Source organism: Streptomyces sp. NPDC003300 (genome assembly GCF_040610915.1).
In the GTDB taxonomy this organism is placed as follows: domain Bacteria; phylum Actinomycetota; class Actinomycetes; order Streptomycetales; family Streptomycetaceae; genus Actinacidiphila.
The window spans coordinates 133,910-148,332 of the sequence record NZ_JBEXNE010000014.1; the positions used below are offsets into that span (position 1 = coordinate 133,910).

Annotated in this window: 14 protein-coding genes; 7 read left to right on the forward strand and 7 right to left on the reverse strand. The window is 66.4% G+C overall.

Annotated elements, in window-relative coordinates:
* Positions 1–205: 205 nt before the first annotated feature.
* Positions 206–757: an HD domain-containing protein gene (locus ABZX65_RS21410; protein ID WP_355342117.1), complete on the forward strand. Its 552-nt coding sequence runs from the start codon at positions 206–208 to the stop codon at positions 755–757.
* Here ABZX65_RS21410 and ABZX65_RS21415 read toward each other — a convergent pair.
* Positions 745–1,212 (reverse strand): NUDIX domain-containing protein, encoded by a 468-nt coding sequence (locus ABZX65_RS21415; RefSeq protein WP_355342120.1) that lies wholly within the window; start codon positions 1,210–1,212, stop codon positions 745–747. The genes ABZX65_RS21410 and ABZX65_RS21415 overlap by 13 nt on opposite strands.
* Entirely contained in the window at positions 1,199–1,972 is a 774-nt protein-coding gene (locus ABZX65_RS21420; RefSeq protein ID WP_355342123.1) for an XRE family transcriptional regulator, read from the reverse strand. Before ABZX65_RS21420 ends, ABZX65_RS21415 begins: the two co-directional genes overlap by 14 nt.
* Before the next feature lie 97 nt (positions 1,973–2,069).
* On the opposite strand from ABZX65_RS21420, the gene ABZX65_RS21425 reads away from it, so the two are divergent.
* The 6 genes from ABZX65_RS21425 (at position 2,070) to ABZX65_RS21450 (ending at position 6,587) form a co-directional block, all read left to right on the forward strand.
* Complete coding sequence (locus ABZX65_RS21425; RefSeq protein WP_355342126.1) at positions 2,070–2,762, forward strand: HAD hydrolase-like protein; 693 nt, start codon at positions 2,070–2,072, stop codon at positions 2,760–2,762.
* Positions 2,763–2,870: 108 nt separating this feature from the next.
* Complete coding sequence (locus ABZX65_RS21430; protein ID WP_355342129.1) at positions 2,871–3,776, forward strand: radical SAM protein; 906 nt, start codon at positions 2,871–2,873, stop codon at positions 3,774–3,776.
* Entirely contained in the window at positions 3,769–4,407 is a 639-nt protein-coding gene (locus ABZX65_RS21435) for an AAA family ATPase (protein ID WP_355342132.1), read from the forward strand. The genes ABZX65_RS21430 and ABZX65_RS21435 overlap by 8 nt, the downstream gene beginning before the upstream one ends.
* Positions 4,325–4,975 (forward strand): class I SAM-dependent methyltransferase, encoded by a 651-nt coding sequence (locus tag ABZX65_RS21440; protein ID WP_355342135.1) that lies wholly within the window; start codon positions 4,325–4,327, stop codon positions 4,973–4,975. The genes ABZX65_RS21435 and ABZX65_RS21440 overlap by 83 nt, the downstream gene beginning before the upstream one ends.
* Positions 4,976–4,999: 24 nt before the next feature.
* Complete coding sequence (locus tag ABZX65_RS21445) at positions 5,000–5,587, forward strand: class IV adenylate cyclase (RefSeq protein WP_355342139.1); 588 nt, start codon at positions 5,000–5,002, stop codon at positions 5,585–5,587.
* 661 nt (positions 5,588–6,248) lie between these two features.
* The gene (locus ABZX65_RS21450; protein ID WP_355342142.1) at positions 6,249–6,587 is read left to right on the forward strand and encodes a hypothetical protein; all 339 of its coding nucleotides are present in this window, start codon (positions 6,249–6,251) and stop codon (positions 6,585–6,587) included.
* On the opposite strand, the gene ABZX65_RS21455 is transcribed toward ABZX65_RS21450, so the two are convergent.
* From ABZX65_RS21455 to ABZX65_RS21475, 5 genes are all read right to left on the reverse strand, one after another.
* Positions 6,558–6,848 (reverse strand): hypothetical protein, encoded by a 291-nt coding sequence (locus tag ABZX65_RS21455; RefSeq protein ID WP_355342145.1) that lies wholly within the window; start codon positions 6,846–6,848, stop codon positions 6,558–6,560. The two genes, ABZX65_RS21450 and ABZX65_RS21455, sit on opposite strands and share 30 nt — an antisense overlap.
* A gap of 450 nt (positions 6,849–7,298) precedes the next feature.
* A complete protein-coding gene (locus ABZX65_RS21460; RefSeq protein WP_355342148.1) occupies positions 7,299–8,720 on the reverse strand; it encodes a TerD family protein in 1,422 nt (473 codons plus the stop codon).
* A 1,125-nt stretch (positions 8,721–9,845) separates the two neighbouring features.
* Positions 9,846–10,001 (reverse strand): DUF3892 domain-containing protein, encoded by a 156-nt coding sequence (locus ABZX65_RS21465; RefSeq protein WP_355342151.1) that lies wholly within the window; start codon positions 9,999–10,001, stop codon positions 9,846–9,848.
* A gap of 94 nt (positions 10,002–10,095) precedes the next feature.
* On the reverse strand, positions 10,096–11,850 hold the full coding sequence (locus tag ABZX65_RS21470; protein ID WP_355342154.1) for a DUF4209 domain-containing protein: 1,755 nt from the start codon (positions 11,848–11,850) through the stop codon (positions 10,096–10,098).
* Positions 11,851–13,358: 1,508 nt separating this feature from the next.
* Positions 13,359–14,387, reverse strand: coding sequence for a hypothetical protein (locus tag ABZX65_RS21475; RefSeq protein ID WP_355342157.1), 1,029 nt, complete (start codon positions 14,385–14,387; stop codon positions 13,359–13,361).
* Positions 14,388–14,423: the final 36 nt, after the last annotated feature.

The window sequence follows — 14,423 nt, forward strand, 5'->3', positions numbered from 1 at the left end:
AGCACGCCAAATTCGAACATACGGTCCATAAAATTCAGAACTGCGCTACGCGGATGGCGTTTGAGCTTGGCGTTTGTGGGTCCGCGCAGACTCGGTGGACGGACGGGACGTGGGTAGGTTCTGTGAATGCTGTCCGCAGGACACGTTGGGATAGAGCCTCAGCGAGGGGCGACCTACGCGGGCATCGGGACACGGCGGAGGATCTGTGGCTTGGGCATGGGAGATCGCTGGGGCAGAACTCGCGCTGCCGCTGCCACGGCGGTGGGTGCATTCGCAGGGTGTCGCCGCGCGGGCAGCGACCCTGACCGTCGTCGTGGGAAACCAAGCCGAACTGCTGCTCTCGGCCGCCGTTCTGCACGATGTGGGGTATGCGCCTCGACTGGCGGTCACCGGGTTTCATCCGTTGGACGGGGCGCGGTTTCTGCGGGATGAGCATGGGGTTGATGAGCGGGTGACGCGGTTGGTGGCGAATCATTCGTTCGCGTTGTTGGAGGCGGAGGAGCGGGGGTTGCGGGAGGTGCTGGAGGCCGAGTTTCCGCTACTGGAGGACCAGTTGTTGGTGGATGCGCTGGTGTATTGCGACATGACGACGACGCCTGACGGGGAGCCGACCACCGCGCCGGAGCGGGTGGCCGAGATCGTAAGCCGATACGGGGCGGACAGCATTGTGGGGCGGTTCATTCGGCGGGCGGAGCCGGAGATCTACGCGGCCGTGGCGCGGGTGGAGGCGGCGATGGGGAACGCTCAGCCGAGGTAGGGGTATGTGCCGGCGAGGTAGTCGCCGATCTGCTGGCGCATGCTGGGGTGGATGTCGTACGCGTCGAGGTCCTTCGGACTAACCCAGCGGACGCCGTCGGCCTCGTCGTTGATGGTCGGCTCGCCGCCGACCGGGCGGCCGATGTAGGTGTTCTCGTACTGCTGGCGGATCTCGCCGTCTGTGTAGGCGACGATGTGCTTGGGGTTGGTGTAGACGCCGAGGAAGCCGGTGATCTCGGCGATGATGCCGGTCTCTTCGAGGCATTCGCGGATCGCGCACTGGGCGGCGGTCTCGCCGATGTCCTGGGCTCCGCCGGGGAGCGCCCATTGGCCGGTGTCGCGGCGGCGTTGGAGGAGGATCGCGCCGGTCTCGTCGACGACCAGGAGGTTGCTGGCGGGGATGAGGGTGTTGGCCTTGGGGGCGTTGGGGTCGTTGTAGTACTCAGTCCTGCCCATGCGCGGTGGCCTCTTCCCAGTCGGGCGTCCAGGGGCGTGCGCCGGCCCAGACGGCGTCGAAGCTGTGAGCGTACGTGTCGAACCAGCCGTTGGTCTCGGCCCACTTGAGGTGGAGGACGGGGTTGGCGCTGGCGGGGTGGCCGTAGATGTGCGGGTTGGCCAGCAGGGTGTCGTCGTAGCGGAAGAGCGAGGTGTAGAGCGTGGTGTCGTGCAGCCGCACTTCGCAGCCGGTCACCGTTAACAGTGACCGGTAGTAGGTGAGGGAGGCGCGGATCTTGGCGGCAAGGGTGTCACCGATGCCTTCCTCGCGGCCCCGGATGGAGACGGCCTGGCCGCTCGGGTCGCCGAAGCACAGCCGTACGCGGACGCCGTCGGCAGCGCGGGCGGCGAGCATACGGACGACGTGCGGGTTGCTCTGGGCGAAGAAGGTGCCGGAGAAGACGAGGAGGTCGATTTGTTCCTGGGCCTGTTGGAGCAGGCCCAGCCACGTCTCCCGCGGGACGCTGGCCCGATTCGGGTACGTGCCGAGCAGCTCCGTGCCCTGGGCGCCGGCCGCCGGCCTGCTCAAAGCCTGTGGGGCGGGCCAGAGGAAGGTCTCCTCCACGCGGAGGTGTTGGGCGACGCGGTGGCGGTGCCGGGGGTGAGGGATGCGTCCGCCGAGCCAGCGGCCGACGGTCTTGGGGTCCACTTCGCACGCCTCGGCGAGCAACTCAGGCGTGACACCACGCTGGGCGAGTACGGAGTGAAGTCGCTCGTTCACAGAAGCCATACAAGTGCAGGGCGCGGCAGGTGAGCAAGCCCGATTGGTCCGCGGCCAGCGGAATCGGCCGTTCCCGTACGGCACCTACGCTGGGCATATGGCGCTCATCGTTCTGTGGGACATCGACCACACGCTCATCGACAACGCCGGTGTGAGCAAGGAGATTTACGCCACCGCGTACGAGGCCGTGACGGGAAGCCGTCCAGTTGAGGCGGCCGTCACCGAGGGGCGTACGGACCGCCTGATCATGCGGGACATGTTCGGCCGGAACGGTGTGGCCGAGCCCGCGTGGCCGGACGTCGAAGCCGCGCTGATCCGCGCGGGCGCGGGTCGGCTTGGAGCGCTCCAAGCTCGGGGAACAGCGCTGACAGGAGTGCAGGACGTACTCAAAGCCGCTGCCGCACAACCTAGTTGGGTCTCCTCGGTGCTGACAGGCAACATCGCCGCCAACGCCCGCGTGAAGCTCTCGGCTTTCGGCCTGGACGCCCTTCTTGACCTGCCGGTCGGGGCGTACGGCGCCGACGCCGAGGAGCGTCCACACCTGGTGGACGTCGCCCGTCGCCGCGTTCAGCGCGACCGCGGCCTCCCCGCCGGCTCTCCCGTCGTGCTGGTGGGCGACACGCCCCGGGACGTCGAGGCCGCCCTGACCTCGGGTGCGCACATCATCGCCGTGGCCACCGGTGTCGACAGCCCCGCCGCACTCGAAGCCGCCGGCGCCCCCGTCGTCCTGCCCGACCTGTCGGACACCGACCGCGTCCTTCGCCTCCTGGAGGACATCGCGCGAGCCTGAAAACGTCCCAGGACGTCCTGGGCGCGTCCCTTTACGCGGTGACGCGGTCCCGTGCAGCCCGGCCACGATCAGGGCCTCAACCCAGGCACCACGCCCAGGGAGGTCACCATGATCACGGAGATCACCGGCATCAAGACGATCCGGATGCTCTACCTGCAACTGCTCTACCGCTGCAACTTCGCCTGCCAGCACTGCTTCCACGGCGAACGCCTCCAGCACGCCGACGCGTTCACGCTTGAAGAAGCCATCACGCTGATGCGGCTGATGCACAAGGAGTGCGGCACCGAGGCCGTCAACCTCCTCGGCGGCGAGCCCTTCGTCTACAAAGATCTGCCCGAGGTCGTCCGGTACGCCAAGCAGGAGCTGGGCCTGCACGTGGAGATCTGCACCAACGGTTACCGCATCGAGCGCCGCCTCACCGAGATCGCCCCTTACCTGGACCTGCTGCGGATCTCGCTGGAGGGCAACGGCGCCACCAACGACGCCATCCGCAAGTTCGGCAGCTACCAGGGCGCCCTGTCCGCCCTGGCTCACGCCCGCGACCTGGGCATCCCCACCGGCGCCACCATGACGGTCAACGCCCGGAACATCGACGAGGTCCTGCCGCTCGCCCGCACCCTCCAGGACTACGGCGCAAGGCAGTTGAAGCTCCACCACCTGCGGCCGGTCGGCAACGCCGCCCACCACCCCGAACTCCTCATCAGCGGCACTGCCGCGTACGGCCGCCTGCGCGAGCAGCTCCGCACCGCCGACAACCTCACCATCGAGGTCATCGTGGACGAGGACCTGTCGGAGGACGGCGCACCCGAGGTCTGCGAACCGCTCAGCGGCACCGCCGCCATCCCCCGGATCGAGGCCGACCCGCGCGGCGCACTCACGATGTCCTGCAAGGCGGTCGGCAAGGACGCGAACGCCTTCTGGTACGACAAGGAAGCCGGGCACGTCGTCCACCGCCCCTCCGCCACCGACGAACTCGCCCTCGCCGTGCCCGGCGTGATCTACGCCCGTGCCTGACCAGCCGCTCTTCGAGAGCCTTGAAGGGTTACGCGGCACCGGGAAGTCCACCGTCGCACCGCTGCTCGCCGCAGCCCGCAGGGCGGTCTTGGTCCCCACCGTGCCCGCGCTCTACCTGTCGCTGCGCCGGGAGATCGACGCTCGGGACAACGTTGAAGCCCGCATGGCCTTCTACCTCTCCGCCCTCTTCACCGCCACCGACGACATCCGCCGGCACCTGTCCGCCGGCACTCCGGTCGTCGTGGACAGCTACTTCGCCCGCTGCCTGGCCAACCACCGCGCCTTCGGCTCCCGCCTCGGCATCACCCTTCCGCCGAACCTGCCGGAGCCCGTCACGTACAGCCTCGTGTGCGATGAGACCGAACGCCGACGCAGACTCGCCGCCCGCCACAAGCCGACCTCACGCTGGGACGGCCTCGCCGAAGAGGTCGCCGAGCAGATCACCCACGCCTACGCCCCCTTCCCGATGCACCGCGTGAACACCACGGGCCGCACGCCCGAACAGGTCGTCCACGCCATCCTCGACGTCACTGCCCAAGGAGCCAGCGGTGCAGACCCTGAGCCGGTGGGAGCACACCCTCACCTTCTTCCCCCAGTTCCGCGCGGCCCTGTCGGAACATGGTGGCCCTGACGCGACTGTGCTGGTCATCGGCGCGAGCGACGGCAGGCTGGTACTGCCGTTGGCGGCAACCGGCCACCGTGTCACTGCGATCGAACGAGACCCGGTAGCCCTTCAGGGCGGACTCGTCCGCCTGCCCGACGGCACCGAGGCCCACGCCCCCGGCCTGATCGAGCGGCTTCAGCAGGAAGGGCTGTCCGATCGCGTGGACATCGTGGAAGGGAACTTCCTCGACGCCGGGCTGCCCGCCGACGCGCAGTACGACGCCGTCTGGACGAGCTGTTCCTGGAATTACAGTGCCAACCACCACCGTCCCCTGGCCGACTTCATCACCCGTATGCAGGGCCTCGTGCGCGTCCACGGTCTGTTCGGCGCGGAGTTCATGATGCCCGTCACGGCCCGGCACCACCTGAGCGAGCACTACACGTCCGCCGAGAAGCTCAGCCAGCGCTTCTGCGACTGGTGGAACATCCAACTGACCGTGAGAACTGTGCAGTTCACCGAGCTTCCACACATCGGCCAGCCTCACCCGCACACCCATCCCATGGGCGTACTCCTGGCGACCCGCACCTCCCAGTGACCTCCGAAAGGGCATGAACCGATCATGAAGCACGAATACGAAGCGAAGTTCCTCGCCGTCGACGTGACCGGCCTCCAGGCCAAGCTGGCAGGGCTCGGTGCGGTCCAGGCGTTCCCCCGCACCCTGCTCACCCGGAAGATCTTCGAGAGCGACGTCCTCGACGGCTCCCAGTGGGTACGCCTGCGCAACGAGGGCACCCGCACCACCCTCACCCTCAAGCAGGTGACCGACGCCACGTCCATCCACGGCACGACCGAGATCGAGACCGAGGTCGGCGACCTCCACGCCATGGCCGAGATCCTCACCAACCTCGGCCTGCGAGAGGTCCGTTACCAGGAAAACTTCCGCGAGGAATGGCAGCTCGGCGACGTCGCCTTCGACTTCGACACCTGGCCCGACCTCCCCACCTTCCTGGAGATCGAAGGACCCGACGAGCCGTCCGTCCGCGACGCCGCAGCCCGCCTCGGCCTCGACTATTCGGAAGCCCGCTTCGGCAGTGTCGACGCCATCTACAAGAGCGAGGCCGGCCGCGACATCCTCGCCGAACCCACCCTCCTTTTCGCCGACACCAACAAGAGCGGCGAGCCCGCGGCGGCCCTGCGAAGGCAGTGAGCACCGGAGAGCAGAGCTGTGCTGACGAAAGTCTCCTTACAGCACCGGGTCATCCCCGGAATTGCCGCCTTCGCCCGCGGCGGCCTACCTGAACCGGCATCCACTGATGACAACAACGACTGGACCGACGGCTACTGCTGGCTGTTCTGCGGCCAGCAGTGGACCCGCGTCCTGTGGATCGGCCCGGCGAACGTCGCCGGAGTCCAAGCACCGATGTACGCATGCGGACCCTGCATCCACGAACTCCAGGAACGGGCCTGGCAGGCAATACTCCTAGCCGACGGCCCAGCACAGCCCGGGACAGCCCCGCCGCCGGCGCCGGGACAGTCGCCGACAAAGAGCGCCGGCGCGAAACACCGAAGTCGCCGGGCCTAACTACGGAAATTGCTCGCTCAGCCGCGGATGAAATGAAGATGGGTCCGGCCACGGAGGGGTCCACAAACGCGGTGGACCCCTCCGAACTGCTCCGCACAGCAGTCGGTTGGTGGCCGACCTACGACCTCTTGGGTGCCCGTCGGTCAGGCGCGTCGGTCGGTCGCGACGCCTGTACGTGTCCCGAGGCGGCTGGCGTACCTCGGGCGGTGGTGCTGCGGGCCTGGGGTGCATGGGCGCGTCGGTTTGGGATCGCGGTGAGGCGCCAGTTGATGACTTCGGCGCGTGATTGGACGGTTTCAAGTTCGCGTTCGGGTGCTACCTGCCGGAGGAGGTTCGGGAGGTGGTGTCCGGCGCTTTCGGCTTGGGCAAGGGTGGTCGCCAGTGCGGGCCAGGCGGCGTCGGCCAGGATGCGGTCGGCTTGGTCGGGGATGGCCTGCCGGACGGCGGTCTGGAATCGCTGGGCCGTTTCCGGGCGCGGAGTGCGGTGGGCGAAGTCGGCCAGGACCGGGGCTGCGGCCTGCTGATAGCCGGCGTGCAGGTGGGTGACCTTGGCGTGGGCGGCGGCTGCCTGCTGCTGGTAGCCGCGCTGCTCGTACTAGCGGGCGGCGGCGATGGCCAGTTGTAGGAGGGTGAAGATGACGGCTACGGCGAGGCCGCCGGGGTCCGACGGGGCGTGGACGAGGTTTTTGGCCGCTGCTCGCAGGGCTGCTGCTGTGGTGGGGTCGGCGCGGATGGCGGAGCGGCGGGCGCGGTTGAACTCGGTAGCCGCCGGGAGTTCAGCCTGGGTGTCTGGCGGTGCACTGCGGGCGGTGGTGTGCAGGAGGTCTCCGAGCGCGGACATCCAGGAGACCCTCGGCCACTCCTCCATCGCGATCAGCGCGGACACCTACACCAGCCTGCTGCCGGAGTTCGACCGCGCCATCGCCGAACGCGCGGCCGGTCTCATCCCGCGCGCCGCCCACCCGGACCAGCCGAAAAGTGCTCCCACGTTGGCCGTCGTGCCGCAGCCGGACGCGGCGTCCGCTCACGCATCGCTCACGCAGAAGGCCCCGGACGAGGGGTCCGAGGCCGACGGCGAAGCCGCCAGACGACCAAAACTGCAGGTCATCCGGGGTGAAAAGAAGAGCCCCCTGTCGGATTCGAACCGACGACCTTCGCTTTACAAGTTCCCTCGGGGTGGGCGGCTGACCTGCGGCGATGGGGACCGTAGTGCCTCTGAACAGCCAAAACACCGTTCACCGGTTGCCGTCGGTTCGCGTCAGTTTCCAGGCCCATGTGTGCTGAATCCGTGCCATCAGCGCCTTATGACGGGTCACAGGCGGACTCGCCTGCACGATCAGTCAACATCGACTCCGTGGGCGCGCGCGAGGCCGTCGAGCCCGTCGGACCAGCCCTGGCCGAGCGCCCGCAGCTTCCAACCAGGCTGCCCGTTGACCTGATGCCGATAGAGCTCCGCAACGACCATCGCCCTGATGTTCGAGTCAGGTGCTGGTTGGAACGTCCACGCGGCCCTGCTGGCACAGTCCAGGTACAGCGAGGCGTGCCGAAGAGAGCCACAGGTAAGACCGGTGTCGACATCCATGTTGATGGCGATGGTCACACGGTGGACGTCAGAGGGAAGGGCGGCCAGATGAACGGTGGCTCGCTCGACCGTGGACCAGCCTTCCCTCTGCTTGCCCAGGAGGCGAGCCGCGCCCTGGGCGGCTGAGGGCTGGTTGTAGAAGACGAAGTCGTCGTCGGAGCTGACACGGCCGTTCGCGTCTGTGAGGAACAGTGTGAGATCTGCGTCCGCACCCGCGAACGTGAAGGCGACTAGTAGGCCATCCCATGCCTGCTCCGGGAGTGGAACTGTCTGCCCCGGAGTCATCGCCACCGGTTCCGGCGCCAGAGGCGGAGAGGAAACAGCCGCTGTGGACCGCTGCGGTTCAGCCTCTTGCTTCCAATCGGAGAACGCACGAGCCTGGTACGGATCTTGCACTGTCCCGTGGTCGCGATCGAGGACATTCGCGCGTAGATCACCGTCCAGGTCTGCCATTGGTGACGCGCTTGGTTCCCCGTCGTCCTGAACGTGTTCCAGTAGGCTCTGCAGGCCCGGGAGTCGGCTGGTATCGAGGGGCTTGATCGCGCTGGACAGGTTCCCGGATGAGGTCGTGGTCACCGAACATGCGACGTCCTGTCCGATGTCCATAAACCGCAGGGAGTCCTGCGGCTCCCGCCACGGGCCGGCCTCAATCGTGCGCCGCGTCCACTGTCCGTACGCGACAAAGCCAAGGCGCATGGTGTCAGGTAGCCGCGTAAGCACTGCCAGGTCAATGGCCATGATCCCCGGCGCGGTGGCAAAGCCCTCCTTGAGGGTTGCGATGATGTTGGACCCCAATGACGTCAACCACCACAGCGTGCGGTCCCGCTTGGTGAGCGCCTTGAGGGTTTGGCGGCCACTGGGCGTGAAGCTCGGCGTCTGGTTGGGCAATGAGTCAATGTCAGGCTGGCGAATCACCACGGAAAGCGTTGACCCATCGACACCCACAGCGCAGCCCGAGGCAGGGTTGTCGGAGAATGCGAAGTTGACCGCCTCGCAGACGGTCGTCTCATCGTTCGCCACAAGTGCGCGCCACCAGTCCTCCGCCTCCGTCCGCATTTGCTCGTGAAGGGCACGGAGGCGAGCGGTCTCCGACGCGAGATACGCAGGAGCGTCGGCATCGGCAGCCTGCTTCGCAGCCGCACGGTCAGCACGAGCGAGAACGCCGATACCGCTCAAATGAAAGGACCGTGCTTCCGAGCGCGCCCAAGGCAGACCGAGTTGAGGAGGGGCCTCTACCACCGGTGGATGTGCTTGCGGGAACTCCTGCAAGTGCACGCTGGTCGTCTGTCGGCGCATCTCCCGCAGCTGCGCGATTGCCGCGTCCCGCTCTGCGTCTTGACGCGCCCGCTCCACCTGGCGTCGAACGCGTTCCAACTGGGTCGCGGAAGGGACTGCGGCTCGCGTCCGAGTCGCGCGACGCGTACTCGTACGACGCCGCCTTCCACCGAGTGCACCAGATGCGTAGAGGGGTCCGAGCCCCGAGGAGACGCGTGCTCCGCCCCGGCCAACACTGACTCGAGCCAGGCGGGGACCAGCCGACGCCCGCACTCCACGAGTGGAAACCCGCACGCTCATACCGGGAACACCCACCCGAAACCCAAACCCCATTGCACCCTCCCCTTGTTGCGAAGCAGCATTTTGTCACCTGTTGCGAGCCAGTATGGGCAATAACGACACATCGCTGCCCCAAGGCACCCTTGGGGCAGGGCCGAAGATGTGTCATCAGCGTGATCTGCGATTTCAGCGCAGTGTTCGGCTGACCGTCATCGGCTTAAGAGGCCCGGTGTTTGGAGGAGACGATGATGCCATCGGGCCGAGGTCGCACTGAGTTGGCGACTTCGACTTTCGATACCGGTGCGGAGCGACGGACCGCAAGATCTCGCGCAGTTTGCAATCGCGCCGGCGCTGTGATTTCTGGCCTCGAACGAGGGCGGTGAGGCTGTGGGCTGCGGCTTGTTCGGGGTCGCCGCGGCCGAGGTCGGCAGTGGCGAGGGTGGCCAGGCCGCGGGCGTGGGTCGCGTACGGCTTCGGTGGCGTAAGTCTGGGCCAGGTACCAGTCGCCGAAGCTGATCAGAGCTTCGGCGAGTTGGGCCTCGATTGGCCGGGCTGGACGTAACCGAGTTCGGCGGGCTCGTCGCCGGGCGGATGCGGGCCGCTGCGGTCTTGACGGCTTGAGGTACAGGACACAGGTGGAACGCACGTTGCCCCGGACATCCCATGGCGAGAGCCGTCCGGGGAGAACCTGGATACGAAGGGTGAACGTTTGGACCGGGCCGCACTACCGGCCCGGTCCGAGGCCGATCAGCGCTCAGGAAGCGCCAACAGGTTGTTCGTCCACACGCCGTCGGCCCGCGTCTGCAGGTACTTCGGACCGTACGCAGGCGTACGGACGAAGACCTGGGCTCGGTTGCCCCGGAGTCTTCGGTGTACGCCTGACCGTTCTCCTACTCGATCCACTTGACGAGCGTGGCAACTATCGACGGGGGCGACCCGCTACCGCTCCCGGCCGCCTGTAGGCACCACCAAGGCCGCGGTGCCGCGGGGAAAATAGTCAGCTCTCTGCTGGGCTCGCGCCACCCTCGTTGGTGGTGGTCCTGTGCCACAAGGCGACGGTGGCGGCAGCGTGCAGTGCGAGCGCCGCGTCCTGCTTGGACACCTGCTGCATGAGACCGTGCAGCGCCCTGTTGCGCAGGTTCAGGCTCAACGGGTCCGACAGCAGCAGCGTCAGGTAGGCCCGCTCGGCATCGGGCGTACGCCCCTTGAGTCCGGCAAGCAATTCGCCGAGGCCGACGAAGGTTCCCAGGCCGTTTCGCGCGGCCGCCGGTTCCGTGTAGACGACCAAGCCCAGTTCCATCGACGCTGACCGAAGCGCCGTTTCCAGGCGCGGAACGGCGCATAGGAGGGCCTCTTCGTACCAGCCTGCGGCAAAGTGGCCGAAGGCGCGCACCAGACCGCCGGAGACCTGTCCGTCGAATATACCCCCGGTCAGGAAGCCAGCAATCGCTTCCGGCGTCGTCCGGGGGTCAGCCACGATCCGGCCGAGGATCTCGCCTGCGAACACGCCCCAGGACGTGATGCCGCGCGTGTCGTGATCGATGACGGCCTGGGCGAAGCGAGCGTCGTCTCCGGAGAGGATCTTGACGGGCAGTCCCTGCACGTTGAGCTTGACGAGCGTAATCAGATAGTAAATCGGCGATTCGCGCATTGCGGCGCGCACCTGCTCGGCGACTGCATCGCGATCGGCCTGGACAGGGCAGTAACTGCCGAACCTGGCGAGCCATGCGCGTGGATCGTCTCCCGCGAGGAACTGGCCAATGAACGCCTCGACGTGCTCGGACGGAAGGTTTACCTCTGCGGAGAACTCGACGAGACCCTGGTCGCCGCGGCTAATTTCCTGCAAGCGCACCAGCAGGCGCTGCGTGTCCTCGCGTAGACCCATTGTGCGCGCCACCGCCAGGGCCTGTTCAAGGTCGCGAATCGCGACCAGCGGTGCGGCGGCGTCTTCCGCTGCCTGTTCCCACAACTCCACGATGTCGGTGGCGACGGTCCGGCGCGTCTCGGGATCTGCCCCTGCCAACTGCAGGCGCAACTGCATGACCGCACCGAGGCTGAAGGGATCCGCGCTGAACGCAGTACCGGCGACGTCTAGGAGGCCGGCCAGTTCCACGGGACGTTGCTTGGCCGGCAGCGCGGCCAACCGGGTCAGTAGCCGCAGGCACGGTCCTGGCATCGGCTCGGGAGTCGCCAGAACTTGCTTCGCCGCCGAAACGAGTTCCCCGACGGTCTCGACGGCGTGCTCCTTCATCCCCGCCTCGGCGGTGATGTCAAGCGCCCGGGTTAGACAGTCGGCTCGATACACTTCCGCGATACTCGGGTAGCCCCACAGTGCACGCAGGGCCTGCTGTGCCGCCTGCGCGTACACGTAGGGCTTGGCACCGAACCGTCGCAACCACAGCAGATCCGCGAGCCGCGCGACCACCAGCGGATATGCGGCAAGCAGATCAAGAGCATCCACCCAGGCCGAGAGCGTCTCCTCCGTCGCCTCACCCAGCGGCTCAGGATGGCAGCTTCCACCGATCTCGAACATCGGAGCGTAGATTCGCGAACCCGGATCCTTGAGATGCGGTCGTGGCACTGGGTGGTACTGCAACGCTCGAACGACGGAGGCGGCGTGCGCCTGCGGTTCGGGGCCGAGTAGCGCGATCATGCGCGCAGCCGTCTCGGGCTGGTCCAGACCCTCGTCAAGGGCCTTCTTCAGTGCGGCGATCGTTCTGTCGTGCCACTCGTGCGCCAGCGTCATGTCCATGCCCTCGCTGTAACCGCCCCTCGCAAGGCTTTGACGGATCGTACGCCGCCTTCCGCGGTCACTCAGGCGATTTTCTGTAGGCACCGCATAGTCCGCATACATAGGCGCGTGAGCACGAAGCGTTCGGACGTTCGGCCACTGGAGGGCCTAAACTGTGCCCCTCGAGGAGGCTGCTAGCGACAGGAGAGTCAGCGAAACAAAAGGTCGGTCACATGGGGCGTGCCCTAATACTTGGTGAAGCTCCCTGTCAGGTTCGAACCGACGACCCCGGCTTTACACGTTCCCTCGGGGCGGGCGACTGGCCTACAGTGACGCGGCTGTCACGTGGCTGATCATCAGAAACAGCGTTCAGCCCTTCCCAGTGGTGCGGGCGGTTTCCAGGCTTGTGCGTTCTGAGCGTGTGCCAGTGGACAAGCAACCCGGCAGGTCAGCCGCGGGGCTCCTCGAACGCCGCTACGTCGCCTTCCACGGCGTGAGGAGCGCCAGATGCCTTCGAACAGCGTCTATATACGCTTGCTCATACGGCTTCAGCGACCGGAGGTCGACCACACTGAAGGGAATGTTCATGGAACTATCGCGCCTAATGGCGGGAGACAACCAGGCGTCATGCATCGCGACTCCAGAGGTCCGTCGCATTTGAAGCAGCAACTCCGCGTATGCTTTACCCACATCCTCTGACTCCACTGCAGTCCAGGCTAGGTGGTAGGCGAGCCTGGACTGTATGTCGCGCAGGGCTTCGGAGAGTCGGTAGCGCTCTTCCGTGGGTTGGTCACGCCGACGCCGACGTATGGCGAAGGGCATCTCGTTGTACGCGCTGTACGCCGCGTAGGCCTCCGCGAACGCTGCCGAGAGGCGATCCCGCTCCTCTTCTTTGGACCTCCGTCGCGTTTGCCAAAGATTGATGGCCGCTGTGACAAATGCAGCCAAGACAACCCCGGACAACACCGTGGTCGTCAACATGCTGACCGCGCTGCTCTGTAATTTTCCGGCCCCTGCGGCGTTACGGAGGCCGCCGGATAAAGCGAACAGGGCCACCGGGGATGTGACCACGGGCGACCTCCCCGTCCCTCATGCCTCTGGTGGCGCATGGGGTGCTTCCTCACCCGGCCACTCGCCGGTGCGCCGCCACCATTCTTCCCGAAGAAGATGCGCCACGACCAGTCCCAGGAGTACCTCCGGGCCGTCCCTCAGTCTCCAGCGCTGCTCCGGCGGATCGTACGGGTACCACATGCACAAGGAACGATCCGTGTACCGGTGGGGCGAGCGAGATGGTCCATCCGCGTATACCCGTGGAACTAGGGCGTTCCTGCGCGTGAACACGATCGTGACGCTACGTACAGGCAGATCGTCCACTCGCAATCTGACGTTGATCGAGAATGCACCGGGGAAATCAGGGTGCGTCGTCATGATCCGGGCGACCTGACCGCACGCGATCAGGCGTCGCACGAAGACAATCCGCGCGGCCGGCCTGGCGTACCAAGCCGGTATATTCCAGGCCGGCCGCGGGGTCACTCGTTCGCTCCGGGTTCACCGTAAGCTCGCGTGGCAGGCAAAGACCTTGCAACTCCGCTCAAACCCAGCGCTGTGGTAGTGACAATGCCAGTTCCGCGAAGAAGGGTGGCCTTGGGCGCCAAGGTGGGCGGGGGCTCTTTTACGTATCCACCCCTGCCAAACACTCTGTAGAGAGCCGCCTTGACCGCGTCACGATCGTCGTCCTGCTCCAGCGCATCCGTCATTGCCTCCGCAGCGATGCGAAGTCGGCGTTCGGCTCGCGTACGGTCGATCAGCAACCGGACGTTCGGCGACACTTCCGCCGGGTCCTGTGTTGCAGCGCCTGAACGTACGCGATTCGCAGCCTCATTGAGAACGGTGGTCACCGCAACTGCGACTCCCATACCAGGCTTGATGAACTCCCATGCCCAGACGGTCAGGTTGTGGGAGGAGAAGCCTGGCTCAGCCCACTGCTTGTTCCACGCCTTGAGGAGTCGTACCGCACGACGACGCGTCCGCCTTTCCGACGACGTGCCGGAGGTGAACAGGTCGACGTGCCCCTCAGGGTCTGATGCCTCCCACACGTTGGTCTTGAGGTTGGGAATCCATAGTCCAGCCCTCCCTTTCCTGGTCAGGGCCACCACCAGGTCCACCGTTGGATCCTGGTCCTCTACGGGGTCTCCGAAGAAGATTTTGGGCCCACGTTTCGAGGTCGTACATCGAGCGTTGCGGTACTTCTCGCGGACTGCTGGCCCGAGCACGGCGCACAACTCAGACGTGATCTGGTCGGGTGTCTCCCCGCCACCGTCAGGGCCGAGTTCCGGGTACTGACTGCGGTTCAGAACCAGCCCACCGTCGCCGTCGCCGACGGGGTGGATGAATGTCCGCTGAGCCAACGAACCACTTGAGTAGGTTCGCAGTGCCCCGTGGAAGCCTTCGGCGATGGAACGAACAAGGCTCAGCCGGTCTCGTGCTGCAGAGAGGGGCGCAGGGTGCGCATCGATCTGGCCGCGTACCTCGGTCAGTGCGTCATCGGTGTATCCCATCAGGGGTTCCTCCTCTTGTGCTGTTCGGTGATGAGC

What these genes read in the sequence shown, in the direction of transcription:
- ABZX65_RS21415 (WP_355342120.1), bottom strand. Translation starts at nt 1,212, where the DNA reads ATGGGCAGGACTGAGTACTACAACGACCCCAACGCCCCCAAGGCCAAC.
- ABZX65_RS21425 (WP_355342126.1), top strand. Translation starts at nt 2,070, where the DNA reads ATGGCGCTCATCGTTCTGTGGGACATCGACCACACGCTCATCGACAAC.
- ABZX65_RS21430 (WP_355342129.1), top strand. Translation starts at nt 2,871, where the DNA reads ATGATCACGGAGATCACCGGCATCAAGACGATCCGGATGCTCTACCTG.
- ABZX65_RS21445 (WP_355342139.1), top strand. Translation starts at nt 5,000, where the DNA reads ATGAAGCACGAATACGAAGCGAAGTTCCTCGCCGTCGACGTGACCGGC.
- ABZX65_RS21470 (WP_355342154.1), bottom strand. Translation starts at nt 11,850, where the DNA reads ATGGACATGACGCTGGCGCACGAGTGGCACGACAGAACGATCGCCGCA.
- ABZX65_RS21475 (WP_355342157.1), bottom strand. Translation starts at nt 14,387, where the DNA reads ATGGGATACACCGATGACGCACTGACCGAGGTACGCGGCCAGATCGAT.